Here is a 24,046-nt window from a genome sequence, read left to right on the forward strand (position 1 = left end):
GGAGAGTTGCGGGGTAATCCCGGATTTTACTTGGCCGGCGTGGGCCTGGCGCCCGACCCGCGCGCCAGCCTTGCCGAAATGGGCCGCCGACCCTTGATGCAGCGCAAATTCGTGCCGCCGGAATCTGCCAGTCTTGCAGCTGCGTGCGCCTTCCCTCCTTCTCTCGCCGCGCCGCCCCGGAGGTTCCATGCCCACGACCCGCCCGCTGGCCCTGCAGGTGATCTGCGACGAACATCGCGCCCTGGCTGCCATGCTGAGATCCCTGCCCTTGCTGTTGGCCGAGTTGCGCCGGCGCCAGGCGCAGCCTGACTTCGCCGCCCTACGCGCCATGCTGTTCTATCTGGACGAGTTTCCCGAGCGCTTGCACCACCCCAAGGAAAGCAGCCTGCTCTTCCCCAAGCTGCGCGCCCGGGCGCCCGAGATCCGCAGCGTGCTGGATCGGCTGGACGAAGACCATCTGCGCGGCGAACGTGCCATCCGCGATCTGGAGCATGCGCTGCTGGCCTTCGAGATCATGGGCGAGAGCCGGCGTGAGGCCTTCGAGCAGCTCTGCGAGCGCTATGTCCACGGCTATCTGCAGCACATGCAGGTGGAGGAAACACAGGTCCTGCCCCTGGCCTTGCAGCATCTGAGTGCGCAAGACTGGGCCGAGCTCGACGAGGCCTTTGCCGGCAACCGAGACCCGCTGGCCGGCCACGCGGTGGATGCGCCCTACCAGGCTCTGGTGCAGACGGTGCTGCGCGCCTTGCCAGCGCCGCTGGGTTTCGGGCCGGCCTTGTAGGTCGATCGTCTCGCGCGAACAACGCACAAATGGGCGATAAACAACACCCTGTTCTGACTCAGACCTGAGCGGGCATCGGGCGATAAACGGAGACAGGCATCTCGCTGCGATGGTGCTGTTGATCCATTGGAAGGACCCAAGATGCGAAAGCTCCCTCTTCTCACGCCCCCCGCCTCTCCACGCACGCGCTCGCTGCTCAAGCCCTTGAGTCTGGCGATCGGCCTGCTCGGCGCCAGCGGCCTCAGCCAGGCTGTGGACTTCAGCTACTCCGGCTTCGGCAACGTCACCCTCGGCAAGGTGGTCAGCGCTGGAGGCATCGACATCGGCTATCCCGACGGCACGCAGTGGAACTGCCCTTGCCTGATAGCGGACTTCTCGCACGGCTCGGTCTACGAGCAGAAGTGGTCGCTCAAACCCGAGTCGCGCATCGGTCTGCAGGGCAACTGGACCTTCACCCCCGATCTGTCCTTCACCGCACAGGGTGTGGCACGCCATGCGGCGCAGAAGGCCAAGGCCGATCTGGAATGGGCCTACCTGTCCTACAACCTGACCCCGCAGCTGACCGTACAGCTGGGCCGCAAGCGCTTGCCGCTGTTCTTCTACTCCGACTACCAGGACGTCAGCTACGCCTACAGCTGGGTGCGCGTGCCGCCTGATGTCTACGGCTGGGCCGTCGTCAACTACAACGGCGCCAACCTGACCTACCGCGGCGATGTGGCTGGCTGGGCGGTGAAATCGAATGCCTACGTCGGCAGCGAACACACCAAGAAAAACCCGATCGCCAAGCTCGAGACCGCCGCGCCCTCGGACATCAACTGGGATCAGATGTGGGGCATCGACCTCGAAATCAACCGCGACTGGTTCACCGCCCGCCTGGCGCTGAACAAGTCCAAGCAGCAGCAATTCCGTGAGGGCGTGCAAACCTCGCCCGATCCGGCCACCGGCACGCACTCGCCGCAAACCTTCGCCGCCCTGTCCTTCGTCATCGACAAGGACAACTGGCTGTTGCGCAGCGAGATCTCCTACATCAACCGCTCACCGGCCCGCGGGAGCTACCGCGGTCGCATGATCGGCGCCGGCTACCGCTTCGACAAGTTCACGCCCATGGTCACCGTCAGTCAGCTGAAGGCCTACAACGCGGCCTTCACGACCCTGGTCGAGAAAGACGCGATGACCAGCTTCAGTCTGCGCTACGACCTCAGTGACACCAGCTCGATCAAGGCGCAGTACGACCGCAGCCGCTGGGACTTGCTGGACGGCAACGATGTGCGCCGCAAGCTCGTGACCCTGTCCTATGACTTTGTCTTCTGAGCGAGGGGCAGCCATCATGACGCAACACCAAACGCACAGCACGCGCCGCCACACGGCCGCACTCGCCGCAGCCAGCCTCTGCCTCAGCCTGCTGGCCTCGGCCGCGCAGGCCGACACCGTGGTCATCGTCCACCCCAGCAATGCGACGGCATTGGATGACGAGCAGATCAGCAAGATCTTCCTCGGCCAGACCAAGACCTTTGCCGGCGGCGGCGAGGCCATCCCGGTGGACCAGAAGGACGGAGCCGCCCGCGAAGACTTCGGCAACAAGGTGCTCAAGAAGAACCAGTCCCAGCTCAAGGCCTTGTGGGCGCGCCAGATCTTCACCGGCGGCGCCAAACCACCGAAGGAACTGGGTGGCGACGACGAAGTGCTGAAGTTCGTGGCCTCGACACCAGGCGCCATTGGCTATGTGGAGGCCGGCAAGGCCAATTCCAGCGTCAAGGTCGTCAAGCGCTGAGCAAGCGCGGGCTCGCTGCGGCTCTGCTTGCAAGCCCTGAAGCAGACGCTGCCGTGGTCAGCTGCAAGCGTGGCCACGGCAGCAGCGGCAATTCGCTCGTATTTCACATTTTTATCAATTTGAAATGTGCGCGCAGCGGCCTTCAAGCGCAAGCTGAAGACCCGAGAGCTCTAGGCCCGCATGCCGACATATTGTTGGATCGGGGCTTGGCGAAAAAGGTGCCACCATGATTGAGGACGCACGCAGCCCGGCGACCATCCTGCTGGTCGATGACGAACCTTCCATCCTGAGCGCCCTGCGGCGCCTGCTACGGCCCCAGGGCCACAAGGTCCTGATGGCCGAAGGCGGTGCGGCCGGCCTGGCGCTGATGGAGATGGAAGCCGTCGATCTGGTCGTCTCCGACATGCGCATGCCGGAGATGGATGGCGTGCAGTTCCTCGAACAGGTGCGCGAGCGCTGGCCCAGCACCGTGCGCATCCTGCTGACCGGCTATGCCGACATCAGCTCCACCATCGCCGCCATCAACCGGGGCGCCATCCATCGCTACATCTCCAAGCCATGGGACGACCAGGACATCGTTCTGTCCATCGGTGACGGCCTGACACGCCATCAGCTCGAACAAGAGAACAAGCGACTGGCACAGCTGACCGCCGTGCAGAACGAACAGTTGCAGGACATGAATCTGCAACTGCAAGACAGCAACACCCAGCTGCAAAGCGTCAACACGCAATTGCAAGACGCCAACGGTCAACTGGCTGCCGTCAATGCCGAGCTCAAAACCAGCAACGAGCAACTCGACAGCAGCAATCAGCAGCTGGCCAGTGTCAACGACGAGCTGGAACGACGCGTGCAAGAACGCACCCAGGAGCTGCAACAGGCGAATGAGGAACTGAGTCGCTCGCACGCCGCCATGGCCCAAGCCCATGAACAGTTGCAGCAAGCCCACATCCAGCTGGAGGAGAACTTCGCCCTGTCCATCAGCGTGTTCGCCGGTCTGCTGGAGCTGCGCGACGGCAGCGTCAGCGGCCATGGTCGGCGCGTCGCCACCCTGGCCGGCCGCATTGCCGAGGAGCTGAAGCTGGGCCCGGCCGAAGTGCTGGACATCCACAACGCCGGCCTGCTGCACGAGGTGGGCAAGATCGGCCTGCCGGACGAGCTGCTGCGCAAAACCGTGTCCCTGATGAGCGGCCAGGAGTTCGAACTCTACAAACGCCACCCGCTGCAAGCCCAGGCCGCGCTCATGCCGCTGGCACGACTGCACCAAAGCGCCCTGCTCATCCGCTCGCAACATGAGCGGGTCGATGGCAAGGGCTTCCCGGACGGCCTGACCGGCATCGAAGTGCCTCTGGGCTCGCAAATCATCAACATCGCCAGCACCTTCGAATCCCTGATCGCCGGCCGACTGGCCGAGAAGGTCTACTCCACCGAGGATGCTTGCAAAGCCATCCACGAGAACGGTGGGCAGCACTACGACCCCGAGGTCTTGGCCGCCTTTGACGCCGTGCAAGCCGCCCTGGCCCTCGAGAACGCAGCCGATCAGGAGATCACGGTCGCGGAACTGCGCCCGGGCATGGTGCTGGCGCGCGACCTGCTGAGCCCGCATGGCAGCTTGCTGCTGCCGGCCGGCCATGTCTTCAGCAGCGCCCTGATCCGCCAGGTGCAGCTGATGGACCAGCGCGAACGCTTGACCGTGAGCTTCTTCATCAAGAAGCCACAGGACGCACGCAAGTCACCACGTCAGGTGCAACATGCTTGAGTTCGATACGGCACCGCGCGAGGCCAGCGGCCTGGCCAAGGCACTCTGGGCCGCCACCGGCGGCGCCTCCGTGCTGCCGCCGGCCCCCGAAGTGCTCGACCCGGTCTGCGTGCATGCACTCAGCGCCGTCAGCGCGCCCTTGATGGTTCATGACGGCGAGCGCATCGTATTCGCCAACGCGGCCCTGCAACGCCTGCTCGGCTACAGCCTGGCCGAGCTCTGCCTGGTGCCGCACTACGCCTGGGCCAGCGAAGCCAGCATCGAGCCGGTCAAGGCCTATGGTGAGCGCTGCCTGCAAACGCAGGACGACCTGCCCGCCCTGGAGTGCGAGGCGCTCACGGCCAATGGCTCGGTGCGCCACTTGGAAATCAGCGCCAGCCGCATCGCCGGACCGCAGGGCCCCCTGGCCCTGCTCACCTGCACCGACCTCAGTGACATGCGCCATGTGCAGGACAGCCTGCTCAATGTCGGCCGGGTGATGTACCAGATCCTCGAAAACAACCCGGTCGCCACTTTTGTGATCGACACCGAGCACCGCATCACCCACTGGAACGCAGCCTGCGTGCAACTGACCGGCCTCTCGGCCAGCGAGATGGTGGGCAGCGATCAGACCTGGCGACCGTTCTTCAGCGAGCCCCGCCCCTTGATGGTGGATCTGATCGTGGATGGCAAGGTGATCGATGAGAGCGAGCTGCAAAGGCTGGCGGACGCCAATTTGCGCGCCTCGCCCAGCCTGCCCGGCGCCTACGAAACCGAAGACTACTTTCCTCAGTTCGGCCAGAACGGTCGCTGGGTGTTCTGCACCGCCGCGCCGCTCTACGACACACAGGGGCGCCTGATCGGCGCCATCGAAACCCTGATGGACGTGAGCCGCCGCCATGCGGCCGAAGAAGAGCTCAAGCGCCACCAGCAAGAGCTTGAAACCCTGGTCGCCGAACGCAGCGCCGAGCTGCTGCGCAGCCACCAGGACCTCGACGCGTTTCTTGAGAACGCGTCGGTCGGCATCCTCTGCACCAGCAAGCGCCAGATCCTGCGCAGCAACAAGAAGTTTGCACAGATGTTCGAAATGGAGGGCCTCAGCAATGCCGAGATGGCGGCCTTCAACTACTTCCCTGATGCAGCGGCCTACAAGGCCATGCGCAATATGGCCCGACCGACGCTGCAAGCGGGCCAATCCGTGATGCACGAGATGGAACTGCGAACTGCGAGCAATCAGCTGATTTGGGTACAGCTGATCGCCTATCCGGCCAACCCCGGCGACCCCGATACCGCCGTCTGGTGGCTGCTGCAGGACCGCAGCGAAGTGATGCGCGCACAACGCGAACTGGTCAACAACTATCGCCAGATCCAACAAGCCAATGCCCGGCTGGAGGACGCGCAGAACCAGTTGCTGCAGTCGGAAAAAATGGCCTCCATCGGCCAGCTGGCGGCCGGCGTGGCGCATGAGATCAACAACCCGGTCGGCTTTGTCGCCTCCAATCTGGGCACCCTGCGTCGCTACATCGAATCCATGCTGCAGCTCAATGGTTTGTACGAAACCATCAATCACGCCACCTTGCCCGACGAACTTCGCAAGCAGATCGAGTGCCTGCGACAGGAAGCGGATTTCGAGTTCATCCAGGAAGACCTGCCCCAGCTGCTGCGCGAAAGCGATGACGGCCTCGGCCGGGTCAAGAAGATCGTCCAGGACCTCAAGGACTTCTCGCGCGTCGACCAGGCCGATTGGCAGGATGCCGATCTCAACCAGGGCCTGGAATCCACCCTCAATGTGGTGCGGCACGAGATCAAGTACAAGGTCGAGGTGCGGCGCGACTACGGCCCGTTGCCGCCGGTGCGCTGCCTAGCGGCCCAGCTGAACCAGGTCTTCATGAACCTGATCGTCAATGCCGCCCATGCCATGCCGGGCCAGGGCCTGCTGCAGCTGCGCACCGAGGCGCAGGGCGACTGGGTCTGCATCAGCGTGCGGGACAACGGCCAGGGCATGCCGCCCGAGGTGATGCGCCGCATCTTCGACCCCTTCTTCACCACCAAGCCGGTGGGCCAGGGCACAGGCCTGGGCCTGTCGCTGTCCTTCTCCATCGTCAAAAAGCATGGCGGCCGCATCGAGGTCGAATCCGAACCTGGCGTGGGCAGCTGCTTCAAGGTCTGGATTCCCGTGCAAGGGCCAGGCACCGACACAACAACGGCCTGAACAGCCGCTGGGCACGAGGCAAGGGCGAGCCCGAGCGAGGGCCTAAGATTCGCCCCATGCGAGCCATCATCCTCGCGGCCGGGCGCGGCGAGCGCATGCGGCCGCTCACCGACACCTGCCCCAAACCCCTGCTTTCCGTCCAGGGCAAGCCCCTGATCGTCTGGCATATCGAAGCCCTGGCCGCGGCCGGCGTGCGCGACATCGTCATCAACATCGCCTGGCTGGCCGAGCAGTTCCCGGCGGTCCTGGGTGACGGCAGCCGCTGGGGGCTGCGACTGCACTACAGCGACGAATCTCGCGAGCCGGTCGGCGCGCTGGAAACCGCCGGGGGCATCCGCAAGGCCCTGCCCTTGCTGACGGCCGGCGGCGAGCGCAGCTTCTGGGTCGCTTCCGCCGATGTCTTTGTGCCGGGCTTCCGCTTCGAGGCCGATGCCGCCGAGCGCTTCGCGGCCGACGACGCCCTCGACGGCCGGCTCTGGATGGTGGCCAACAGCCCCCACCACCCAGGCGGCGATTTCGCCATCAGCCCCGACGGCCTGGCCCTGAGCGAGCGCCACGGCGCACCCGCCGATCTGCCGCGCCTGACCTGGGCCTGCCTGGGCCTGTTCAAGGCCCGGCTGTTCCAGGACCTGCCGCTCGGCCAGGCGGTGCGCCTGCGCCACAGCCTGGAAGACGCCATCGGCCGCCGCGCCCTGGCCGCCAGCGAGTACCGCGGCCCCTGGACCGATGTCGGCACCCCCGAGCGCCTGGCCCAGCTGAACGCAGCCGCCGCCGGCTGACCACGCCCCCCTGCTTGCGGGCACATGCGGATTAGCCCGCATGCCCGTGCACCGGGCCTGATTCAGAATCGGGCGAACACCACGGCCGGGACACCAAGAATGACCACCCCCCTGCCTCCGGCGCCGGACGCCCGCCGCACGCTGATGCTGCTGCGCATCAGTGCCGCCAGCCTGCTGCTGGCCCTGCTGCTGCTCTTCACCCCGTCTCCGCGCGAACTGGCAGCGCTGCCCTTGGGGGCCGCATTGCTGGCCCTGCTGCCCTTGCTTCGATCGCTTGCCCGCACGGAGCAGGCCAAGGCCAGCGCCGCCAGCGCAGCCGATGAGCGCGAACGCCAGTTGCTTGATGCAATCGAGGCCCTGCCCGCCGGCTTCGAGCTCTGGGACGCCGAGGACCGCTTGCTGCTGTGCAACCAGCGCATCCGCGAGGACTACCCGCAGGTGACCGAATACCTGGTGCCTGGCCTGCGCTTCAAGGATGTGCTGCGCCAATCCCTGGCCGCCGGCCTGGTGACCGAGGCTCGCGGACGCGAGGCCGACTGGCTGGCCGAGCGCTTGGCCGAGCGCGGCCAGCGCCTGCGCCCCCGCCTGCAGCAGTTCGGTGATCGCTGGCTGCATCTCTACGAGCAACGCACGGCCTCGGGCCAGCTGGTCTGCATCCGCCTCGATGTCACCGAGCTGGTGGAGACCCAACACGCCCTGGCCCGGGCGCAGGCGGCCGCGCAGGCCGAGCGTCAGCTGCTGGAGCGCGCGGTGGACGCCATGCCGGCCGGCATCGAGATCTACGACGAGCAAGATCGCCTGCTGCTGGCCAACCGCCGCGTGGTCAGCTGGATGCCCCACCTGGACTATGCGCAGATGCTGGGCAAGACCTTCGCCTTCATGCTGGAGCAGACCCGCGCCGCCGGCGCCCTGCCGGTGGAAGCACATGGCATGGAGGAGGCCTGGATGGCCGAGCGCCTGGCACGCCGCGGCCGCAGCGAACAAGCCCATCTCCAGCAGCTCAGCAGCGGACTGTGGCTGCGCGTTTCCGAGACACGCACGCCCGAAGGCTTCCTGGTCGCTGTGCGTCAGGACATCAGCGATCTCGTGCTCAAGGAGCGCGAGCTGCAAGCGAGCCAGGCACAGCTGCAGGCCATCATCATGACGGCAGGCGTGGCCATCGTCACCATCGACGCTGCAGGGCACATGCTCAGCTGCAACCCGGCCGTGGAACGTCTGTTCGGCCACCGGGCCGGGGAGATGCTGGGCCAGAACGTGTCCCTGCTGATGGACGAACCCGACCGCGGCGCCCACGACCATTACCTGCGCCGCCGCGAGGGCAGCGATGGCGAGCGCGAGCTGCCCCTGCTGGGCCGCACGCGAGAGTTCAATGCCCTGCACAAGAGCGGCCGGTCGCTGACCGTGCAGGTCTCGGTGTCCGAGATCCGCGGCCCGCAGGGCAAGCAGTATGTGGGCGTGATCACCGACCTGACCGAGCGCAAGCAGTTCGAGATCGAGCTGCAGCACGCCAACGAGCAGCTGCTGCGCCTGTCCACCACCGACGCGCTGACCGAGCTGGCCAACCGCCGCCTGCTGATGCAAAAGCTCGAGGAGGAATGGCGCCGCGGCCTGCGCCTGGGCACACCGCTGAGCCTGCTGCTGGTCGATGTGGACCATTTCAAGCTCTACAACGACCACTACGGCCATCAGGCTGGCGACAGCTGCCTGGTGCGAGTGGCTGAGGCCTTGCGCGCCAGCGTAGGCCGACCCACCGATGTGGTGGCGCGTTATGGCGGCGAGGAATTCGTGCTGCTGCTGGCCCAGACCGATGCCACCGGTGCCATGGCGGTGGCCGAGCGCTGCCGGGCCAGCATCCGCCAGGCCGCCATCGAGCATGCGGTCTCGCCGCAGGGGCCGCTGCTGACGCTCAGCCTCGGCGTCATCAGTGCGGTGCCGCTGCGTGGCGGCACGGCCTCGCAGTGGCTGGCTCAGGCCGATCTGGCGCTCTACCAGGCCAAGGCCCAGGGGCGCGATCGCGCCGTGGCCGCAGGCTTGTTCAACCCGATTTGAGCGCCGCGCCCAGGCCGGGCGAGCTGAGCCGCATCACGCCCTCGGCCTGCAACCAATCGGCGGCGGCTCGCTCGCGCAGTTGCTGGGCCGAACCACTGCTGGCCTGCAGCACGCCCATCCAGCCATCGCGGCCGCCGCGCTTGACAGCGTAGAGCATGGCATCGGCCACATCGACCGTGCGGTTCCAATCCAGCGCACGCGGATGCTGTGGCGACAGCGGGAAGCAGGCAAAACCGATCGAGCAGGTCTTATGCAGCACCAGGCCATCGGCATCGAGCACAAAAGGCTTCTCGGCCACCAGGGCGCGCATGCGCTCGGCCAGCTCGGGCCCATGGCTGCGCGGGCTGCCGCGGGCGACGATCAGAAACTCCTCGCCGCCCCAGCGCACCAGATAGTCGGTGTCGCGGAAGACTTGGCGCAGGCGGTCGCGCATCTGGCGCAGCAGGCGGTCGCCGGCGGCATGGCCGAAGCGGTCGTTGATGTCCTTGAAATGGTCGATGTCGATCAGGAAAAAGACCAGATCGGCGTCCTCGGGCAGGACACCGCCTTGCCGGGCCTGGGCCTCGTGGCGGCGCAAGGTCATGGCGACATCGGCCTCGATATGCTGGGCCAGGAAGCGGCGGTTGCGCAGGCCGGTCAGGGGGTCGGACAGGCTCAGGTCCTCCAGCGCCAGCGATTTTTCTTCCAGCGCGCGCGACTTCTCCTGCAGCGCGGCGGACAAGGCCTCGAGCTCGGCCGTGCGCTCACGCACCCGCTCTTCCAGCACACACTGGCGGCGCTCCAGATAGCCGGTGCGCCAGCGCACCAGGGCGTAGAGCAAGCCGCTGGCCAGCAGGGCCAGAGCCAGGCGCAGCCACCAGGTTTGCCACCAGGCCGGCTGCACCCAGATCGGGATCGTCAACTCCTGCGGGCTCCACAAGCCGCTGCGGTTGCTGGCCTTGACCTTGAGCAGATAGCGGCCCGGGCTGAGGTTGCTGTAGCTGGCAATGCGCTGGGCCGAGCTGGTGTTGACCCAGCCACGGTCATACCCTTCCAACTGGTAGGCATAGCGCAGGCGCCCGGGGTCGCTGAAATCCAGGGCCGAGAACTCCAGGCTGAAGCTGCGCTGCTGCGGATTGAGCCGCAGGCCGGAGCCGAGCGCACCGGCGGGCATGCGCTGACCGTCGATGCGCAGCTCGGTGGCCACCACGGGCGGCTGATAGGCCCAGCCCTCGAACTTCTCCGGGTCCACCACCAGCAGGCCGCGGCCGGCCCCGAACAGAAAACGGCCGTCGCGCAAGCGGGTGTAAGAGCGGAACCAGCTGGTGCCGGCATCGGCGCCATCGGCCGGGGTCAGCTCGTAGAGATGGTCGCGGTTGGGGTCGTAGACATAGTTCTGGCTCCAGATGCGGCCGCGCTCGTCGTCCAGCAGATTGGCGCCGAAGCTGCGGCCGCCAATGCCCTTGCGATCGCTGATGGCATCGAAGCTGGCCTGGCGCCCGTCCCAGCCGCTCATCTGGTGCAGGCCGGTGGCGGTGTCCACCCAGAGGCGCTGGCGGCGGTCGATCAAGAGGCCGGTGATGATGCTGTTGCGCAAGCCCTGGCCCGGAGCCATCGGCACGGCCTGAAGCTCACTCGAACCCGCAGGGCGCAGGAACAGGCCGGCTTCACCGCCGACCCAGAGCGTGCCGTCGGCCCCTTCGGCGATGGCGTTGACCTCTCCCTTGAGCGCCACGCCCCCGGCCAGGCTGATGCGGCGCGCGGCGTTCTGCCCCGGCGTCAGTTGAAACAGCCCGTCCTGAGTGCCGATCCACAGCTCGCCCTCACGGCCGAACACGGTGCGGCGCATGCGCCCCTGACCCACGCCCAGGCTTTGCAGCGCGCGGCCCTGGCCATCCACGCGCAGCAGCTGCGAATCCACGCCCACCCAGACCGTGCCATCGGGCGCCCGCGCCAGGGTGGACACGCGCACCGCCTCCTTTGGCCCGCGCCGCAGGGCGGCGCGCAGGTCGATCTGGCGCCGCACCTTCAGCTGCGCGTCCAGCACGCCGATGCCTTGCGAGGTGGTACCCACCCAGACCTCGCCGCTGTCCAGCTCCAGCAGACTGCGGGCATTGGGGTCGTCGAAGACCGCGTCGCCGTCCTCATCGAGCTTGCGCACGCCGATGCTCTGGTTGTCGGCGTCGTGGCGTTGCAGGCCGCCGCCGAAACCGCCCACCCACATCCAGCCACCACGGTCCTGCAGCAAGCAACGCACCTCGTTGCCGCCCAGGCTGCTGGGGTTGCGTGGGTTGTGACGCAAGGTCTGCAGCAAGCGCCCGTCGGACACGGCGCGCAGCTCCAGCCCCCCAGCTCGCCCCACCCAGATCTGGCTGGGCCCGGCCTGAGCCATGGCATAGACCGCGCCCCGCGGCCCTGTTGCGTCGATCACTCGCAGCCGCCGGCTGCCCGGGTCGATCAAGGCCAGATCGCCTTGCTGGGTGCCCAGCCAGATCTGGCCGTCTTCGGCCTGATGCAGGCGCAGCACGATGGCCGTCCCCGTCCCCAAGCCGGTCAGGGGCACGGGCTCGAAGCGATCGCTGTTCGCGGCCTTGCGGGCCAGACCGCCGAGCCCGCCGATCCAGAGCGTGCCCTGGCGATCGAGCAGCAGGGTCTGCACGCTGTTGTCGGGCAGGCTGCCGGCCCGGCCGGGCTCATGGCGGAAATGCTCAAAAGTCTGTCCCACCGGATCGAAGCGGCTCAAGCCCTGCAAGGCCGTGCCCAGCCAGATCTGCCCATCGGGCGCCTCCGCCAGGGCCAGCACCGTGCCGCTGGGCACCGTGCGCTCGGGCTGGGCCGGGTCGTGGCGGTAGAGGGTGGTGGATTCGTTGACCGGATCGTGCACGACCAGCCCACCAGAATCGCTGCCGATCCACAGCCGGCCGTCGCGCCCGCTCAGCAGCACACGCACAAAGCCCAGGCTGCGGCTGTCGATCGACGCCCCACCGCGCTGTTGCGCCTGCTGCGCCGGCAGCTGCAACTGCCGGAAGTTGTAGCCATCAAAGCGCAAGAGCCCCGCCGCCGAGCCCACCCAGAGAAAGCCCTTCTGATCCTGGGCCAGAGCGGACAGCACATTGTTGGGGATCACTCCGTTCTGGCCGACCGCCTCGAAACGCAAGGGCAGCTCGATGCCGGTGCCAGGCGCCGCGCTCACTCGGGCCTGAAACCCGGGCAGCAGGAAGCAGCACAAGCCCAACAGCCACGCCACGAGCTGCGCCCGCTGCCGCAGGGGCGCAGGCCGCGGAGGGCTGGGGCAGCGGATACAGCAGGCTTCGTCTTCCATCACGCCGGATGGTAGGGCATGGCTGCCCCGCGCATGCCCGGAACTACCGGACACTCCGCCACCTTCAGCGTCAGCGCGACAGCGGCTGGGTGATGGCGTCGATGCGGGCCAGCACCTCGGGCGTGAGCTTGGGCGTCAAGGACAGGGCGCCCAGGTTGTCCTGCAGCTGCGGCAGCTTGCTGGCACCGAGGATGACGGTGCTGACCTGCGGGTTGCGATTGGCCCAGGCGATGGCCAGCTGGGCCACATTGCCGCCCAGATCGGCCGCCACCCGCTCCAGCTCGGCCACGGCCTTGTTCTTGGCCGCATCCTGCAGCTGCTCGCGCATCCAGGCCATGTTCTCCAGCGCGCCGCGGCTGCCTTCCGGAATGCCTGCCTTGTACTTGCCGGTCAGCAGGCCCGAGGCCAGGGGGCTCCAGGTCGTCAGGCCCAGGCCGATGTCCTGGTACAGGCGGGCGTACTCCTGCTCGACGCGCTGGCGGTGGAAGAGGTTGTACTGCGGCTGCTCCATCACCGGCTTGTGCAGGTTGTGGCGCTCGGCGATCTCCCAGGCGGCGCGGATGTCGGCGGCCGACCACTCGCTGGTGCCCCAGTACAAGGCCTTGCCCTGGGTGATCATGTCGCTCATCGCATGCACGGTCTCCTCGATCGGCGTGTGCGGATCGGGGCGGTGGCAGTAGACCAGGTCGATGAAGTCCAGCTGCATGCGCGCCAGCGAACCGTCAATCGCCTGCATCAGGTACTTGCGGTTGAGCGTGTCCTTGCGGTTGACGGTGTTGTTGCCCTCGCCGCCCAGGCCCCAGTAGAACTTGGTGGACACCACGTACTGCAGGCGCGGCCACTTCAAGGCCTTGAAGGCCTCGCCCATGACGCGTTCGCTTTGCCCCAGGGCATAGACCTCGGCGTTGTCGAAGAAGTTGACGCCGGCATCGAAGGCCGCGGCCAGCATCTCGGTGGCGGCATGCGTGTCCACCTGGTTGTGGTACGTGACCCAGGAGCCCAGGGACAGCTCGGACACTTGCAGGCCGCTGCGGCCCAGACGACGGTATTGCATGGATGGGTTCTCCGGCCGCCACAGGCGGCATCTTGTCAACAAAGGACGGAGGGTAGCCGAGCTGGATCGCTTGCGCTGTGCGCACGGCATTGCCCGAGGAACTGGGGAGGGCACTCTAGAGTCGCATTTTTCGCGACGCTGTCACCGAGCCTGCCCAGAATGCGCCGCTTCGCAGACACTGCCGCAACCCTCGCCACCGCACCATGACGACGCCCACCAAGCAACACAACCTCCTCCAGCCCGCCCTCGGCGACAGCAGCCGCCGGCATTTCGTGCGCGGCTCCGTGGCCCTGGCCGCCAGCGGCAGCGGCCTGCTGGGCGCCCTGAGCCTGAGCGGCTGCGGCAGCAGCGACAGCAGCCCGGAGAGCAAGGAGCCGCCGGCGCTGCCCGTGGTCTTCACCCACGGCGTGGCCAGCGGTGACCCGCAGAACGACCGCGTGATCCTGTGGACCCGCGTGCGCGCGGCCGACAGCAGCGATCTGCGCGAGCTGACGCTGCGCTGGGAAGTGGCCAGCGACACCGACTTCAAGACCGTGGTCGCCTCAGGCACGGCCCAGGCCGCGGCAACGCGCGACCACACCGTCAAGGTGGATGCCACCGGCCTGCAAGCCGGCCAAAGCTACTACTACCGTTTCAGCTGCAACGGCCGCAACTCCGAGGTCGGCAAGACCAAGACCCTGCCCAGCGGCGATGCCATCAGCCAGGTGAAGATGGCCGTGTTCTCCTGCGCCAACTACCCGGCCGGTTATTTCAACGTCTACGCCGAGGCGGCCAAGCGCGACGATCTCGATGTGGCCGTCCACCTGGGCGATTACCTCTACGAATACGGCCGTGGCGGCTATGCCAGCGAACAGGCCAAGACCCTGGGCCGCGAAGTGGAGCCGGCCGGCGAAATCGTCGCCCTGGACGACTACCGCCGCCGCTATGCGCAGTACCGCGCCGACGCCGACCTGCAGCGCCTGCATGCCAAGCTGCCGATGATCGCCGTCTGGGACGACCACGAGATCACCAACGACGCCTGGATGAACGGCGCCGAGAACCACCAGCCCGCGACCGAAGGTGACTACGCCAAGCGCAAGGCAGCGGCCATCCAGGCGTATCACGAGTGGATGCCGATCCGCAGCCAGACGAACCCCGAGCAGATCTACCGCAGCTTCACGTTCGGCAATCTGCTGGCCTTGCACATGCTGGACACGCGCATCGTCGGTCGCGACGAGCCGCTGGACTATGCCAAGTACACCGGCGCCAACGGCTTCGACGCCGTCAGCTTTGGCAAGGACATGGCCCGGGCCGACCGCCAGCTGCTGGGTGCGGCGCAAAACGGCTGGCTGCAGCAGCAACTGGCCGCCTCCGGCGCCACCTGGCAGGTCTTGGGCCAACAGGTGCTGATGGGCCGCATGAACATCCCCGCGCCCATCCTGTTTGAAGCCAACTACCCGGGCACCGGCGTCAGCGTCTCGGCCTACGCCGCCATGGTGGCCAAGTCGCAGCTGGCACCGGCCACGCTGACAGCACAAGAACGCGCCGTGCTGGCCCAGCCCTCCATCCCCTACAACCTCGATGCCTGGGACGGCTACGCCGCCGCACGCGAGACAGTCCTCGCCACGGCCCGCCAGCTCAACAAGAACCTGGTGGTGCTGGCCGGTGACACGCACAACGCCTGGGCCAGCGATCTGCAAGACCTGGCCGGCAACCAGGTGGGCGTGGAGTTCGCCACCTCGTCGGTCACCTCGCCGGGCTTCGAGGTCTACCTGCCAAAGGAAACGCCCCAGGTGCTGGCCGGCGCGCTGACCCAGCTGATCGGCCCGCTGGAATATGCCGACACCTCGCGCCGCGGCTTCATGGTCATCACCGCCACCGCGCAGGAATGCCGTTCGGACTGGGTCTACGTCAGCACCATCACCAGCCGCGAGTACACGGCCAGCGTGGGCAAATCGCTCAAGGTGCTGCCGGGCCAAGGCCAGCGCCGCCTCGTGGCGGTCTGAATTTCCCCCTCTGTCGGGGGAGCGCGCCACAAACCCAGGGGGAACCCTGAGGGGCGTGCGGGAAGCCCCAGCCTAGACTCGCGCCTTTTTCGACCAAAACAAGGACGAGGGACGATGGAAAAAGCAGGCTTGAGCTGGGGCGCGCTATGCGCCAGTGGGCTGGTGGCGTTGACGGCAACGGGCTGTGGCGGTGGTGGCGGCAGCGAAACCACGCCACCGCCGCCGCCGCCGGCCAAGCTGTCGGTGCAAGGCGGCAAGGTCATCGACGGCTATGTCAGCGGCGCCACCGTCTGGCTGGACATCAACGGCAACCACCTCAAGGATGCCGATGAGCCATCCACCGTCTCCAAAGCCGCCGGAGCCTACCAGCTGGAGCTGAGCGAGCCGCAACGCGCCTGCCTGCCGTATTCCACGCTCTACGTGGACGTGCCCGTGGGCGCGGTGGACGAAGACAGCGGCCCGGTGAAGGAGGCCTACCAGATGGCCATCGCCCCGCAGTTCCAACCCATCAGCGTGGATCAGGTGCTGAACATTTCGCCCCTGACCACCGCCATCTGGGACCAGGTGCGCACCCGCATCACTGCCAGCGACCCCAAGCTCAGCAGCTGCGAGCAGCTGCGCCAGAACCAGAGCCTGCGCGAAACCATGATCCACGAGATCAAGACCGTGATGGGCGATCTGGTGCGCCGACATAACCTGTCGGAAGCACGCATCCATGACGACTTCATCAAGTCCAAGGACGAGCAGAGCTACAAGCTGGCCCAGGACATCGTCAAGGGTCTGAAGGCCGGCTACGCCTACAAACGCCAGCTGCACGCCCAGTACCCCGACGCCACCTTCATCCGCGCCGAGGTCTACCGCGGCCGCGGCACGCGGCAGTTCGATGACCAAGCCGGTGTCTGGTATCGCAACGCCTCGGTCTGGCGCCCCAGCGGCTACCTCAACGAATGGGTGGTGCTGGACGAGAACCTGAGCAAGATCCAGCGCGTGCTCAATCTGCGTCGCCAGGACAGCCAGCCCTGGGGTGCCGCCACGCTCAAGACCACCCGCACCGCATACAACTTCCAGAACGATGGCAGCGACTACCTGTGCAAGCTCAACGAGGCCGTGGAACAGAGCAAGGACGGCGTGCGATACGAGCTGGTGGTGCACTACGAGGACCCCAAGCGCGAGGCCGACCCGCAAGCCTGCTTCAACGCGGCCCATGCGGCCAGCCCCGGCCCCGTGGGCCTGCGCGAGTACTACACCGACTACCGGGTGGGCCAGGTGTCCTATCTGAGCAATCTGCGCTTCTATGCCGAGCAGCCCGAGCACGCCCTGCTCAAGGACTGGGAGCGGCTGCAGGGCAAGAGCGCCCAGCTGGACTTCGCCAGCGTGATCCAGCGCATGGCCGCCAGCGGCTACCGCTTCGAGGACGAGGTCAAGCTCCCGGTGTTCAGCTGGCTCAAGCGCTCCACCGACGACAGCCAGCTGCGCATCACCATCGAGAAGAGCAACACCGGCCCCTGGACCCGAACCAGCACCCTGGCCGACGGCACCAGCCGCAAGGAGTGCAGCGCCGACCAGGGCAAGACCTGGGGGGGCAGCTGCGGCGGCTGAAGACCATCCGGGCCGCGGGCGGGTCGGCGCTGGCTATAGTGCCAACTTGCCCGCTTTTGCTGGCCTCTTCTCGCCCCGCTGCTGCACCCATGCCCGCCTCTTCTCCCACGTCTTCCTCGGCCCCCGCAGCCACGCCGCTGCGCCTGGCCATCATCGGCGCCGGCCCGGCCGGCCTGAGCCTGGCCTTGCTGGCCGCGCAGCGCCTGCCGCAAGCCCAGGTGACGCTGTTCGACGCGCGGCCTCTGGACCAGGATGTGTCGGGCGACCCGCGCACCCTGGCCCTGGCCCTGGGCAGCGTGCAGCTGCTGCAGCGCCTGCAGGCCTGGGATGCGGAGGCCGCGCAGGCGATTCTGGAGGTCAGCGTCAGCCAGGCGCCGCCCACGCTGAGCCACCCGCTGTTCGGCCCCAGCCAGGAGCCCGAGGTGCGCCTGAGCGCGGCCGAGCAAGGCGTGCCGCAGCTGGGCGCGGTGCTCAGCTATGGCCAGCTGGTGGCGCCCATGCAGGCCGCCTGGCAGGCGCGCGTGCAGGCCGAGCCGGGCCGCTTGTTCAGCCGCTTTGGCACACCGGTGCAGGGCTTGAAGCCGCTCTCGCCCGGGGTGGAGATCGATGCCGGCGTGGCCGAGAGCTTCGATCTGGCGGTGGTGGCCGAGGGTGGCGTGTTTGCCGAGCAGGCGCGCAAGGCCGTTTCGCACGATTACCAGCAGAACGCCTGGGTCGGCAGCATCATCCTGGCCGAGGACAGCCCGCCGGGTCTGGCCTTCGAACGCTTCACCCGCAACGGCCCGCTGGCCCTGCTGCCGCTGCGCCCGCGCGACGGTCAGCGCCGCGCGGCCCTGGTCTGGTGCATGCCCCAGGCCGACGATGACATCGCCTCGCTCAGCGACGCGCAGCGCCTGGCCGTGATCCAGAGCCTGCTGCCGGCGCGCGTGGGCACGCTGCAGGGCATCAGCCCGCTCAAATGCTTTGCCCTGGGCCTGAACGCCGAGCGCAGCCTGGTCGAGGGTCAGGTCGTGCGCATCGGCAATGCCGCCCAGACCCTGCACCCGGTGGCCGGCCAGGGCCTGAACCTGGGCCTGCGCGATGCCTATGCCCTGGTCGAGGCCCTGGTGCAGGGCCAGGCCCGCAGCAGCGAGCCGGGGCTGCCGGCACTCTGGGTCAGCCAGGCGCTGCGCCGGGTCGAGTGGCAGCGCGCGCCCGACCGCTGGAGCATGATCGCGGCCACCGACTTCCTGGCTCGCAGCTTCGCCTGGCGCTGGCCGGGTCTGCCGGCCGTGCGCGGCCTGGCCCTGGCCGGGCTGCAGCAGATCCCGCCGCTGAAGAAGGCGCTGGCGCGGCAGATGATGTTCGGCCGGCGCTGAGCGCGCCTTCCCCCCTCCGCAGCGAACCCCAGGAAAACGAGCCCACCATGCCTGCCCTGCCCCGATCGACCGGCCCCTGGACTGCCGCCCTGCTGCTGGCTTGCAGCCACACGCTGGCCCCGGCAGCGAGCCCGGCACCGGCCACAAGCCCGGTGGTGCAAGCGGCACCCCTGGTCTCGGCGCAGGCCCATCAGCAATTCTTCGACCAGTTGCGCAGCCTCTGCGGCCAGGCCTTCGAAGGCCGTGTGGTGCAAGACCAGCCCAAGAGCGGCCGCGGTTTTGAAGGCCGTCTGCTGATGCATGTGCGGCGCTGCAGCGAGCGCGAAATCCAGATCCCTTTCCATGTCGGAGAGGACCATTCCCGCACCTGGATCATCAGCCAGACCGGCTCGGGCCTGAGCCTCAAGCATGACCACCGCAAAGCCGATGGCCGCAGCGATGCATCGACCATGTACGGCGGCCACACCCGCGAGGCCGGTTGGCCGCAACTGCAGTCCTTCCCGGCCGACCCCTACAGCCAGGAGCTGTTCCTGCGCCAGGGCATGGCCGCTTCGGTCGGCAATATCTGGCAGTTGATGATCCACACCGAGCTCAAGAGCTTCAGCTACCGCCTGCTGCGCGAAAGCCGCGAGTTCCGCGTCGACTTCGACCTCAGCCAGCCGGTGCCGCCGCCGCCGGCCCCCTGGGGCTACAGCGACTGAACTGTTTCATTGCGGCCTCGCCCTGTAAGAGCTTGCAGGCGGGTTAACGCGGGTTTGCCATGGAAACCCTCAGCCGGGAGGCTGACGGCCTGCCCATACTTTCAGGCAGGCGCACAAGCTGTTGACGTGTGCGCAGCGACGGCCCCACCTCACCCGGTGAGGCCTTCTTTTCTTCCTCATCTCAACACAGCCTGAGAGAACAACAGCCATGAAAACTGCACGCATTCACGGCCTGGCCCAAGCGGCCGCTGCCCTGACCCTGGCCCTGGGCTTGATGCCCGCCGGCGCCGCCACGGTGAACAACACCTACATCCAGAACTCGGCCACCGAGATCCGCGGCCAGCTGGGCGGCTATGCCCGCCCCACGGTGTACGTGAACCAGCGCGCCTGCGGCGAGCCCTCGCCCAGCGCCTTTGCCTGCGGCCCCTACACCATCAGCGTCGGCACCTCCTTCCTGCAAGGCCAGGAGAACAGCTACGGCAACTACGTGGCCAAGTTCATCATCGCCCACGAGTGGGGCCACTCGATCCAGTTCACCCGCGGCATCAACAAGCGCGCGCCCATGCAAGAGCTGCAGGCCGATTGCGTCGGCGGCACCTTCGCCAAGTACGCACAGACCACGCTGCGCTACCCCAGCTTCATCGAGTCTGCCGTGCGCTCGGCCCGCGCCGCGGCGGACTACTCGACCCATGGCACGCCTTCGCAGCGCGACTACTACTCGCGCTACGGCTATGCCAACGGTCTGAACGCCTGCCTGACCCGCATCTGATGAAAGCGGCCATGACTCCCACCCGCTGGGGCATGGCCGCCGTCCTGCTGGCCAGCGGACTGATGGTCTGGTGGCAGCAGGACGAGGCCGCCCAGGAACAAGCCCGAGCGGCCGAGCAAGCGGCCCGTGCCGCCGCCGCCTCGCAGCCGGCCGAACCCGGCAATGCCTTGCGCGATCTGTTTGGCGCCGTGGATCAGCCCCTGCCGCGCGGCCCCAAGGCCAGCGAGCCCGGGCACGAGCACGCGGCCCATGATCACAGCCATGACAACCCCTGGCAGATGGCCGGCGCGTCCACCGAAGCGGCCGATGCCTTGTCACCGCAGGGCGAGCTCAGTGCCGAGGACAAGGCCATCAACGAGAACCTGCGTCGCCTGGGCTACCAGATCCACGAGCGTTACTACCAGATGCCACTGACCCAGCTGCGTCAGGCCGCCGCCGCCAAGGATGTGCAAGCCCTGACCCATCTGGCCGAGCGCTATCTGTTTGCCCTCGACGGCAAGCCCCAAGACCCCGAGCACGAGCCCGGCTTCCCCTACCGCGAAGCGGCCCGCACGGCGCTGACCGAGGCCTACCTGCGCGGCAATCTGCATGCCGCGGCCATGATCTCGGAGACCTATCTGCTGGAAAAACGGCCGCTCGATGCGGCCGCCTGGAATCTGATCGCCCGCCGCTCCGGCGATGAGCTCAGCGCCGACTGGTTTGTGCGCACCCAGGACTACCAGCAGCTCGGCGAAGCGACCCGCCAGGAGGCGGCCCAGAAGGCCGAGGCCTTGTGGGCGCAGCTGGAGCAAAGCCGCAAGAAGAGCAGCGGCACGGGCTGAGAACGGGGATTACCAGGAACCCGTGTTGGCCATGGAGGCCCAGGGCTCGGCCGGCGCCAGGGCCGGGCCGTCCTGCAGCAGCTCGACCGAGATGCCATCGGGCGAGCGCACAAAAGCCATGCGGCCGTCGCGCGGCGGGCGCAGCACGGTCACGCCGTGGTCGGCCAGGCGCTGGCAGGCGGCGTAGATATCGGGCACGGCAAAGGCCAGGTGGCCGAAATTGCGGCCACCGGTGTAGACCTCGCCTTGGCCATTGGCATCGGGCCAGTTGTAGGTCAGCTCGACCTGGGGCTGGTACTTGCCCGCTTCATCGCCGGGCGCAGCCAGGTACAGCAGGGTGAAGCGGCCGGCTTCGTGCTCGCTGCGGCGCACCTCGACCAGGCCCAGGGCATCGCGGTAGAACTTCAGCGAAAGGTCCAGGTCGGTCACGCGGACCATGGTGTGCAGGTATTTCATCGACTTCCTCGTGCTCAGCGGGCCTCCGGGCCCAGCTCGGCGGTGGTGGTGTGGGGGACAGGGCCTGAGATTGTCGCGGCGGAACGGCCGGCCTGCACGGCCGGGGTCTTGGGGCGATCCACGCCCAGCAGCAAGGCCAGCGGCGCTGGCAGCCATGCACGAACCACCCCATAAGCCAGCGTGCAGAGTGCCCAGGTGGCAGTGATCAGCAGCAGGCCCTCGGGCAGCGGCGCCAGGTGCAGGGGCGCCAGGGCCTGGGTCAGCAGCACGATCACCGTCTGATGCAGGATGTAGACGCAGAACACGGCAGCGCTGAGCCGGCGGCGCCAGGCCGAGTCCACATCGAGATGCCGGAAGGCAAAGCCGCAAGCCGCCGCCGTGGCCCACCATTGCAGCAGACCCCAGACACAGCGCATCAGGGCGCGCAGGCCCTCCGGCGGTGTGGCCTTGGCATAGGCCTCGAAATAGACCATCAGCAGCGCCCAGGCCAGCACGGCGCCGACCAGGGCCGGCCAGCGCAGCGCACTCAGGCGCTGCCAGAACGCCCGCCCGGCCTGCGAGGCCACCATGCCCATCAGGAACAGGCTCAGGTATTGGGCGTGGTTGTACCAATCCCAGGTCAGGTTGTGGGTGGAGGGGAATGCCCCGACCAGCTGGCGCGCCAGCATCAGCGGCAGGGCCAGGCCCAGCAGCAGACCCCAGGGTCCCAGGCCCGCCAGCCGCTGGCCCAGACCCGCCAGCCAGGCCGGCGCGCGGCGAAGCAGCGTGATGCCGATCCAGCCATAGACCCAGAGATAAGGCAGGAACCAGAGGTGGTTCCAGGTGGGCAGGCTCAGGCATTTGCGGCGGCCTTCTTCCGCGAAGCAAAAGCCATCAAAGCCCTGCAGATACTGCCGCATGAACTCGAGGTAAGAGCCTGGGTAGGCCAGCTTCTGCACCACCTCGAAATAACTCTGCGGCGGCACGATGAGCAGCATGCCGAAGACCAAGGGCAGCAGCAGGCGGGCACTGCGCTGGCGCAGCAGGCCGGAAGGCTGGCCCGGCCGCTGCGACTGCTCGCGCCCCCAGGCCTGGGCCAGGGCCACGCCGCCGACGAAGAACAGCAGGCCCAGACGCCAGGGCGAGCTCATCAGCATCAGCGGCTCCAGCGTCTCACTGGCGGCGGGGCTTTTGACATGCCAGCCCCAGCTCACGTAGTACATGCCCACGTGATAGGGCACCAGCAGGCCGAAGGCCAGGATGCGCAACCAGTCGATGAAGAACAGCCGCGATTCGGTCACGGGCGTGTTCGGCGGGGTGATGGATAGGCTGGGTGTGTTCATGGCCCAAGCATCGCCGCCGTCGCCCGCGAGCGCCAAGCAAATGGGGCGAGCCGGCCTCGGTCTGGGGCGAGTTGGCAGCGGTTCTTTCACCCCCAGGCGCCGCGCGGGTCACGAAACCCGGGATCTGAATCATTTGCTCACACACAGGCCGCGTTTCGGCCCGGGCGAGTCGGACGGGCTTTGCCACAATCGCAGCCGTTCCCGAAGGAACACCGAGCTCAACGAGAAAGCGTGCCCACCATGATCCCCTTGCGTCGCCTTGCATTGGCCCTGTGCTGCAGCCTGGGCCTGACGGCCACCGCCATGGCCCAGATCAAGATCGGCCAAACGGCGGGTTTCAGCGGCCCGGTGGCCGCCGGGGTCAAGGAGACCACCGAGGGCGCCAAGCTCTACCTGAACGCGATCAACGCCGCCGGTGGCGTCAACGGCCAGGCCATCGAGCTGATCTCGCTGGACGACAAGTTCGAGCCCGCCCTGGCCGCCGAGAACGCCAAGAAGCTGATCGACCAGGGCGTGATCGCCCTGTTCCTGAACCGTGGCACGCCGCACAGCCAGGCCATCCTGCCCTTGCTGGCCGAACACAAGCTGGCCCTGGTGGCGCCCTCGACCGGCGCCATGCTGCTGCACAAGCCGGTCAACCCGTATGTGTTCAATGTGCGCGCCACCTACCAGCGCGAGGCCGAGCGCGCCATCCAGCACCTGGCCGGCATGGGCATGGCCCGCATCGCCCTGGTCCAGGTGGACGACAGCTTTGGTGCCGATGCGGCCACCGGCGCGCTCAAGGGTCTGCAGGCCGCCAAGCTGCAGCCCCTGGCCCACCTGAAGTTCCCACGCGACAAGCCCGAGATGGCGCCGCTGATGGCCCAGCTGGCCAAGGCCGATGCCCAAGCCCTGCTCTTCATCGGCGCCGGTGCGGCCGTGGCCGATGGCATCAAGGCCTTGCGCGCCGCGGGCTCGGCCGCCCAAGTCGTGACCCTGTCCAACAACGCCTCCTCGGGCTTCATCAAGCAACTGGACACCCTGGGTCGCGGCATCATCGTCAGCCAGGTCTTCCCGTCCGAGCGCTCGCTCAACACCGCCATGATCCGCGAGGCCCAGGAGCTGGCCAAGGCCGCGGGCCTGAAGGAACTGACGCCCTCCAATGTCGAGGGCTTTGCCGCCGCCAAGGTGCTGGTGGCCGCCCTGCGCAAGGCCGGCAAGGACCTCAACCGTGCCGGCCTGCTGCGCGCACTCGACGGCCTGGGCAAGCTCGATCTCGGAGGCCTGGAACTGCGCTTCAGCAGCAGCGACCACACCGGCATGGACTATGCCGATCTGGCCATCATCGGACCCGACGGCAAGTTCTGGCGTTGA

18 protein-coding genes are annotated in these 24,046 nt (G+C 67.5%); 14 read left to right on the top strand and 4 right to left on the bottom strand.

Annotated elements, in window-relative coordinates:
* Positions 1 to 187: 187 nt before the first annotated feature.
* The 7 genes from C1O66_RS13520 (at position 188) to C1O66_RS13550 (ending at position 9,327) form a co-directional block, all read left to right on the top strand.
* Complete coding sequence (locus C1O66_RS13520; RefSeq protein ID WP_102768359.1) at positions 188 to 781, top strand: hemerythrin domain-containing protein; 594 nt, start codon at positions 188 to 190, stop codon at positions 779 to 781.
* 141 nt (positions 782 to 922) lie between these two features.
* Positions 923 to 2,092: a TonB-dependent receptor gene (locus C1O66_RS13525; protein ID WP_133155210.1), complete on the top strand. Its 1,170-nt coding sequence runs from the start codon at positions 923 to 925 to the stop codon at positions 2,090 to 2,092.
* A 16-nt stretch (positions 2,093 to 2,108) separates the two neighbouring features.
* On the top strand, positions 2,109 to 2,552 hold the full coding sequence (locus C1O66_RS13530) for a type 2 periplasmic-binding domain-containing protein (RefSeq protein WP_207795951.1): 444 nt from the start codon (positions 2,109 to 2,111) through the stop codon (positions 2,550 to 2,552).
* 226 nt (positions 2,553 to 2,778) lie between these two features.
* Positions 2,779 to 4,308 carry an HD domain-containing phosphohydrolase gene (locus tag C1O66_RS23930; RefSeq protein ID WP_165794602.1) on the top strand — a complete coding sequence of 510 codons (1,530 nt, stop codon included), beginning with the start codon at positions 2,779 to 2,781 and terminating at the stop codon, positions 4,306 to 4,308.
* Positions 4,301 to 6,499, top strand: a complete 2,199-nt coding sequence (locus tag C1O66_RS13540) for an ATP-binding protein (RefSeq protein ID WP_102768361.1) — start codon at positions 4,301 to 4,303, stop codon at positions 6,497 to 6,499. The genes C1O66_RS23930 and C1O66_RS13540 overlap by 8 nt, the downstream gene beginning before the upstream one ends.
* Before the next feature lie 56 nt (positions 6,500 to 6,555).
* On the top strand, positions 6,556 to 7,278 hold the full coding sequence (locus C1O66_RS13545; protein ID WP_102768362.1) for a nucleotidyltransferase family protein: 723 nt from the start codon (positions 6,556 to 6,558) through the stop codon (positions 7,276 to 7,278).
* A 99-nt stretch (positions 7,279 to 7,377) separates the two neighbouring features.
* Positions 7,378 to 9,327 (top strand): sensor domain-containing diguanylate cyclase, encoded by a 1,950-nt coding sequence (locus C1O66_RS13550; protein ID WP_165794603.1) that lies wholly within the window; start codon positions 7,378 to 7,380, stop codon positions 9,325 to 9,327.
* Here the strand turns inward: C1O66_RS13550 and C1O66_RS13555 are convergent.
* The gene (locus C1O66_RS13555) at positions 9,314 to 12,499 is read right to left on the bottom strand and encodes a ligand-binding sensor domain-containing diguanylate cyclase (protein WP_165794604.1); all 3,186 of its coding nucleotides are present in this window, start codon (positions 12,497 to 12,499) and stop codon (positions 9,314 to 9,316) included. The two genes, C1O66_RS13550 and C1O66_RS13555, sit on opposite strands and share 14 nt — an antisense overlap.
* Before the next feature lie 199 nt (positions 12,500 to 12,698).
* A complete protein-coding gene (locus C1O66_RS13560) occupies positions 12,699 to 13,682 on the bottom strand; it encodes a potassium channel beta subunit family protein (RefSeq protein WP_102768365.1) in 984 nt (327 codons plus the stop codon).
* A gap of 203 nt (positions 13,683 to 13,885) precedes the next feature.
* On the opposite strand from C1O66_RS13560, the gene C1O66_RS13565 reads away from it, so the two are divergent.
* The 6 genes from C1O66_RS13565 (at position 13,886) to C1O66_RS13590 (ending at position 20,915) form a co-directional block, all read left to right on the top strand.
* Positions 13,886 to 15,667, top strand: a complete 1,782-nt coding sequence (locus C1O66_RS13565; RefSeq protein WP_102768366.1) for an alkaline phosphatase D family protein — start codon at positions 13,886 to 13,888, stop codon at positions 15,665 to 15,667.
* Between the two features lie 114 nt (positions 15,668 to 15,781).
* The gene (locus tag C1O66_RS13570) at positions 15,782 to 17,266 is read left to right on the top strand and encodes a hypothetical protein (protein WP_133155212.1); all 1,485 of its coding nucleotides are present in this window, start codon (positions 15,782 to 15,784) and stop codon (positions 17,264 to 17,266) included.
* Between the two features lie 89 nt (positions 17,267 to 17,355).
* A complete protein-coding gene (locus tag C1O66_RS13575) occupies positions 17,356 to 18,624 on the top strand; it encodes an FAD-dependent monooxygenase (protein ID WP_102768368.1) in 1,269 nt (422 codons plus the stop codon).
* A 47-nt stretch (positions 18,625 to 18,671) separates the two neighbouring features.
* Entirely contained in the window at positions 18,672 to 19,325 is a 654-nt protein-coding gene (locus tag C1O66_RS13580) for a hypothetical protein (RefSeq protein WP_207795952.1), read from the top strand.
* 208 nt (positions 19,326 to 19,533) lie between these two features.
* Positions 19,534 to 20,094, top strand: coding sequence for a neutral zinc metallopeptidase (locus tag C1O66_RS13585; protein ID WP_207795953.1), 561 nt, complete (start codon positions 19,534 to 19,536; stop codon positions 20,092 to 20,094).
* An 11-nt stretch (positions 20,095 to 20,105) separates the two neighbouring features.
* On the top strand, positions 20,106 to 20,915 hold the full coding sequence (locus C1O66_RS13590) for a hypothetical protein (RefSeq protein ID WP_133155213.1): 810 nt from the start codon (positions 20,106 to 20,108) through the stop codon (positions 20,913 to 20,915).
* A 9-nt stretch (positions 20,916 to 20,924) separates the two neighbouring features.
* Here the strand turns inward: C1O66_RS13590 and C1O66_RS13595 are convergent, their stop codons facing one another.
* The gene (locus C1O66_RS13595) at positions 20,925 to 21,371 is read right to left on the bottom strand and encodes a lactoylglutathione lyase (RefSeq protein ID WP_102768370.1); all 447 of its coding nucleotides are present in this window, start codon (positions 21,369 to 21,371) and stop codon (positions 20,925 to 20,927) included.
* Positions 21,372 to 21,385: 14 nt separating this feature from the next.
* A complete protein-coding gene (locus C1O66_RS13600) occupies positions 21,386 to 22,693 on the bottom strand; it encodes an acyltransferase family protein (RefSeq protein ID WP_133155214.1) in 1,308 nt (435 codons plus the stop codon).
* A gap of 240 nt (positions 22,694 to 22,933) precedes the next feature.
* Here C1O66_RS13600 and C1O66_RS13605 point away from each other — a divergent pair, with 240 nt between their 5' ends.
* On the top strand, positions 22,934 to 24,046 hold the full coding sequence (locus C1O66_RS13605) for an ABC transporter substrate-binding protein (protein ID WP_102768372.1): 1,113 nt from the start codon (positions 22,934 to 22,936) through the stop codon (positions 24,044 to 24,046).

Source organism: Paucibacter aquatile, from assembly GCF_002885975.1.
Lineage (GTDB): Bacteria > Pseudomonadota > Gammaproteobacteria > Burkholderiales > Burkholderiaceae_C > Paucibacter_A > Paucibacter_A aquatilis.

What these genes read in the sequence shown, in the direction of transcription:
- C1O66_RS13520 (WP_102768359.1), top strand. Translation starts at nt 188, where the DNA reads ATGCCCACGACCCGCCCGCTGGCCCTGCAGGTGATCTGCGACGAACAT.
- C1O66_RS13525 (WP_133155210.1), top strand. Translation starts at nt 923, where the DNA reads ATGCGAAAGCTCCCTCTTCTCACGCCCCCCGCCTCTCCACGCACGCGC.
- C1O66_RS13530 (WP_207795951.1), top strand. Translation starts at nt 2,109, where the DNA reads ATGACGCAACACCAAACGCACAGCACGCGCCGCCACACGGCCGCACTC.
- C1O66_RS23930 (WP_165794602.1), top strand. Translation starts at nt 2,779, where the DNA reads ATGATTGAGGACGCACGCAGCCCGGCGACCATCCTGCTGGTCGATGAC.
- C1O66_RS13540 (WP_102768361.1), top strand. Translation starts at nt 4,301, where the DNA reads ATGCTTGAGTTCGATACGGCACCGCGCGAGGCCAGCGGCCTGGCCAAG.
- C1O66_RS13545 (WP_102768362.1), top strand. Translation starts at nt 6,556, where the DNA reads ATGCGAGCCATCATCCTCGCGGCCGGGCGCGGCGAGCGCATGCGGCCG.
- C1O66_RS13550 (WP_165794603.1), top strand. Translation starts at nt 7,378, where the DNA reads ATGACCACCCCCCTGCCTCCGGCGCCGGACGCCCGCCGCACGCTGATG.
- C1O66_RS13560 (WP_102768365.1), bottom strand. Translation starts at nt 13,682, where the DNA reads ATGCAATACCGTCGTCTGGGCCGCAGCGGCCTGCAAGTGTCCGAGCTG.
- C1O66_RS13565 (WP_102768366.1), top strand. Translation starts at nt 13,886, where the DNA reads ATGACGACGCCCACCAAGCAACACAACCTCCTCCAGCCCGCCCTCGGC.
- C1O66_RS13570 (WP_133155212.1), top strand. Translation starts at nt 15,782, where the DNA reads ATGGAAAAAGCAGGCTTGAGCTGGGGCGCGCTATGCGCCAGTGGGCTG.
- C1O66_RS13575 (WP_102768368.1), top strand. Translation starts at nt 17,356, where the DNA reads ATGCCCGCCTCTTCTCCCACGTCTTCCTCGGCCCCCGCAGCCACGCCG.
- C1O66_RS13580 (WP_207795952.1), top strand. Translation starts at nt 18,672, where the DNA reads ATGCCTGCCCTGCCCCGATCGACCGGCCCCTGGACTGCCGCCCTGCTG.
- C1O66_RS13585 (WP_207795953.1), top strand. Translation starts at nt 19,534, where the DNA reads ATGAAAACTGCACGCATTCACGGCCTGGCCCAAGCGGCCGCTGCCCTG.
- C1O66_RS13590 (WP_133155213.1), top strand. Translation starts at nt 20,106, where the DNA reads ATGACTCCCACCCGCTGGGGCATGGCCGCCGTCCTGCTGGCCAGCGGA.
- C1O66_RS13595 (WP_102768370.1), bottom strand. Translation starts at nt 21,371, where the DNA reads ATGAAATACCTGCACACCATGGTCCGCGTGACCGACCTGGACCTTTCG.
- C1O66_RS13600 (WP_133155214.1), bottom strand. Translation starts at nt 22,693, where the DNA reads ATGAACACACCCAGCCTATCCATCACCCCGCCGAACACGCCCGTGACC.
- C1O66_RS13605 (WP_102768372.1), top strand. Translation starts at nt 22,934, where the DNA reads ATGATCCCCTTGCGTCGCCTTGCATTGGCCCTGTGCTGCAGCCTGGGC.